Annotated in this window: 5 protein-coding genes; all 5 read right to left on the bottom strand. The window is 61.2% G+C overall.

Translation table 11 applies throughout. The features are described from left to right. A partial coding sequence (locus D8V06_RS16060; protein ID WP_130931298.1) for a S1 RNA-binding domain-containing protein occupies nt 1-227 on the bottom strand: 227 nt, incomplete at its 3' end. 57 nt (nt 228-284) lie between these two features. Continuing rightward, nucleotides 285-881, bottom strand: coding sequence for a Maf family protein (locus D8V06_RS16055; RefSeq protein WP_130906265.1), 597 nt, complete (start codon nt 879-881; stop codon nt 285-287). Between the two features lie 32 nt (nt 882-913). After that, the gene (mreD, locus tag D8V06_RS16050) at nt 914-1,405 is read right to left on the bottom strand and encodes a rod shape-determining protein MreD (protein ID WP_056855017.1); all 492 of its coding nucleotides are present in this window, start codon (nt 1,403-1,405) and stop codon (nt 914-916) included. After that, nucleotides 1,405-2,562: a rod shape-determining protein MreC gene (gene mreC / locus D8V06_RS16045; RefSeq protein ID WP_130906264.1), complete on the bottom strand. Its 1,158-nt coding sequence runs from the start codon at nt 2,560-2,562 to the stop codon at nt 1,405-1,407. Before mreC ends, mreD begins: the two co-directional genes overlap by 1 nt. 143 nt (nt 2,563-2,705) lie before the next feature. After that, a partial coding sequence (locus D8V06_RS16040; RefSeq protein ID WP_177434439.1) for a rod shape-determining protein occupies nt 2,706-3,205 on the bottom strand: 500 nt, incomplete at its 5' end.

The raw sequence follows: 3,205 nt of genomic DNA, 5'->3' as shown, positions 1-3,205 counted from the left end.
CGCAGGGAAATTTCCGATGCATGAATGAAGGCGGCGCGATCCAGGCCGATATCGACAAATGCCGCCTGCATGCCCGGCAATACCCGCACAACCTTGCCTTTATAGATGTTGCCGACGATCCCGCGCTTTTGCGTGCGTTCGACGTGAACCTCTTGCAGGACACCGTTTTCGACCACCGCCACGCGCGATTCCATCGGCGTGATGTTGATCAGGATCTCTTCGCTCATGGCAGGGTCTCGTTCAGGCATGTTCACGGTAATGGCCGCATCTGTTCAGTACGACGCTCAACGCGCGTTATGGGTTTGCCAACAGGGTATGCCGAAATGGCCGAGCACCTCGAAGGTTTCGCACAGCGGCAGTCCGACCACCGCCGAGTAACTTCCATTGAGCCCGGCGACAAACACCGCGCCCAGCCCTTGTATGCCGTAGCCGCCGGCCTTGTCCTGCGGCTCGCCGCTGGCCCAATAGGCCGCGGCCTCGTCACGCGTGATCGGGCGAAAACGCACCAGGCTGGTAATTACCCGAGACTCGCAATGCTCGCCTTCAAGCACGGCAATTGCGGTCAGCACCTGATGTTCGTTGCCGGACAACATCATCAGCATGGCGCACGCGTCGGCTTCATCAAGCGGTTTGCCAAGAATTTTTCCGTCGAGCACCACGGCGGTATCGGCGCCGAGCACACAGAACGATTCGTCAGACACGACCGTACGCTGCCCGGCCTCGGCCTTGCCGCGCGCCAGGCGCTCGACATAGGCCGACGGGGTTTCATGGATCAAAGGGGTTTCATCGATATCCGCACTGATGACGGAAAACGGTACGCCGATCTGCGTAAGCAGTTCACGCCGACGCGGCGAACCAGAGGCGAGGTACAACCGTTTCATCAAGACCTCTCCCTGTCTAATGCCTGAGCGAATTAATTGATTTTGTAGCGTCGACGCAATCCGCGCAAACCGAAGCTGATCCAGGGCCATAGCAAGGCGCTGACCAGTGCCGGCAACACCAGCGCCAGGGTTGGCTGACGGTTACCGGTCAGGGCGCTGAGCCACAACTGGACCAGTTGCGCGAGACCGAAGATCACCAGTATCACCAGGCTCTGCTGCCACATCGGGAACATCCGCAGACGTTGTTGCAGCGCCAGGACCAGGTAAGTGATGAGAGTCAGGATCAATGCGTTCTGGCCCAGCAGCGTACCGTAGAGCACGTCTTCGGCCAGGCCCAGGCACCACGCGGTGACCATCCCGACCTTCTGCGGCAAGGCCAGCGCCCAGAACGCGAGCAACAGCGCCAGCCACAGCGGACGCAGGATTTCCATGAATTGCGGCAGCGGCGAAACGCTGAGCAGCAAACCGATGGCGAATGTCAGCCAGACGATCCAGCCATTTCGGGAGGCAGTAACACCGACCATTATTCTCGTCCCCCAGGAGTAGCCGGCGCAGAGACTGGCGGTTTGGCAGCAGGCTTGACGACGGCAGGTTGAGCGGCCGGTGGTTTGGCGGCAGCGGGTACGGTCGCAGGTGGTTTAGGGGCGGCCGGGTGCGTGGCCGTTGGCTTGACCGGTGTGGCGGCAGGCGGTGTGGTCGCCGGGGCTGCGGGTGTGGCCGCTGTCGGTGTCGCAGGTGCTGCAACGGCTGACGGGACGAGCGCCGGTTTGGGCACGGTCGCCGGAATAACCGGCCCACCGCCCTGCGCATCCAGGGATTCCTGCGCCTGGGCGGCATCGTTGGCACGCTCTTCCGGGGTACGGGTGTCGCTGAACACCAGCAGCAGGTAACGGCTGCGATTCAGTGCTGCAGTCGGCACCGCACGGACAATGGCGAATGGCTGGCCGGAATCGTGAATCACTTCCTTGACCGTCGCGACCGGATAACCGGCCGGGAAACGCTGCCCCAGGCCGGAGCTGACCAACAGATCGCCTTCCTTGATGTCGGCGGTGTCGGCCACATGACGCAGCTCCAGGCGCTCCGGATTACCGGTGCCACTGGCAATTGCGCGCAAGCCGTTGCGGTTGACCTGCACCGGAATGCTGTGGGTGGTATCGGTCAGCAACAGTACGCGGGAGGTGTACGGCATCAACTCCACCACCTGGCCCATCAGGCCGCGGGCATCGAGTACCGGCTGACCGAGAACCACACCGTCGCGCTCACCTTTGTTGATGATGATGCGATGGGTGAACGGATTAGGGTCCATGCCGATCAACTCGGCCACTTCGACCTTCTCGTTGACCAGTGCCGAAGAGTTCAGCAACTCGCGCAGCCGGACGTTCTGCTCGGTCAGGGCGGCAAGCTTTTGCATGCGCCCCTGCAACAGCAGGTTTTCAGTCTTGAGTTTTTCGTTTTCGGCGACGAGTTCGGTCCGGCTGCCAAACTGGCTGGCGACACCTTGCCATAGCCGCTGCGGCAGGTCGGTGATCCAGTAAGACTGCATCAACACCAGCGACATTTGGCTACGCACTGGCTTGAGCAGTGTGAAGCGGGCATCGACCACCATCAGCGCGACCGAAAGCACGACCAGCACCAACAAGCGCACGCCCAGTGAGGGACCCTTGGTGAAAAGCGGTTTAATAAGCCGCTCCTCCCAGGCAAATGTTCTCTTTATTCATACGGCAGCAAACCGGCCTGGATGCAGAGTGACAGAAGATAAACGCGAACAGGCAGCACTGCAAAGTGCCGCCTGCGCGCTCAACAGCATAGAGGCGTCCCGGCGACTTATTCGCTGGAAAGCAGATCCATGGTGTGTTTATCCATCATTTCCAATGCACGGCCACCGCCGCGAGCAACGCAGGTCAGCGGGTCTTCGGCGACGATCACCGGCAGACCGGTTTCCTGGGCCAGCAGCTTGTCGAGGTCGCGCAGCAAGGCGCCACCACCGGTCAGCACCAGACCACGCTCGGCGATATCGGAAGCCAGTTCCGGAGGCGATTGCTCCAGGGCGCTTTTCACTGCCTGAACGATGGTGGCCAAAGACTCTTGCAGAGCTTCCAGCACTTCGTTGGAGTTCAGGGTGAACGCGCGTGGAACGCCTTCGGCCAGGTTACGGCCACGAACGTCGACTTCACGAACTTCGCCGCCCGGGTAGGCCGTACCGATTTCCTGCTTGATGCGCTCGGCAGTGGATTCGCCGATCAGGCTGCCGTAGTTGCGACGTACGTAAGTGATGATCGCTTCGTCGAAACGGTCGCCGCCCACACGTACGGATTCGGCGTACA

The sequence above is a fragment of the Pseudomonas sp. Sample_24 genome, from assembly GCF_004307605.1.
Classification (GTDB): Bacteria; Pseudomonadota; Gammaproteobacteria; order Pseudomonadales; family Pseudomonadaceae; genus Aquipseudomonas.
The sequence above is the reverse complement of the archived record's forward strand: the minus strand, read 5'-3'. Positions and strand labels throughout refer to the sequence as shown.